Source organism: Exiguobacterium sp. s127 (assembly GCF_018618695.1).
Lineage (GTDB): Bacteria > Bacillota > Bacilli > Exiguobacteriales > Exiguobacteriaceae > Exiguobacterium_A > Exiguobacterium_A oxidotolerans.
The window spans coordinates 1-321 of record NZ_JACSMO010000041.1 but is presented as its reverse complement, the minus strand read 5'-3'; the positions used below and the strand labels follow the sequence as shown (position 1 = coordinate 321).

At 51.1% G+C, this 321-nt stretch carries 1 pseudogene; it reads right to left on the bottom strand.

The window, feature by feature from the left end:
• Positions 1 to 321: pseudogene (locus KNP98_RS16365) on the bottom strand (IS200/IS605 family element RNA-guided endonuclease TnpB); the annotation flags it as partial.

Here is a 321-nt window from a genome sequence, read left to right as displayed (position 1 = left end):
CTGCTCGACGAGCAGGGAGACGAAGTATTTTCCTGAAGCGTTACGCCGGATGGTCGCGTTCAAGATGCGTCCGACGACCTGCCTCGAATGAGCGAAGCGCACCCACTTCAGCTTTGGAATTTTGATTTTGGTGCCGACGATCGAGACTTCTGGAAGTTGAGACTTGCCTTGAATGTTCGTCTTATACGATTGAACAGGGTTGCACTTCGACTTGAAGCGGGGTCGTTCGTTCTGCTTCTTGAAGAAGCGGTCAAAGGCATCAGCAAGATGTTTGACGCTCGCTTGCACAGACGTGCTATCGACTTCTTTCAACCAGTCGAA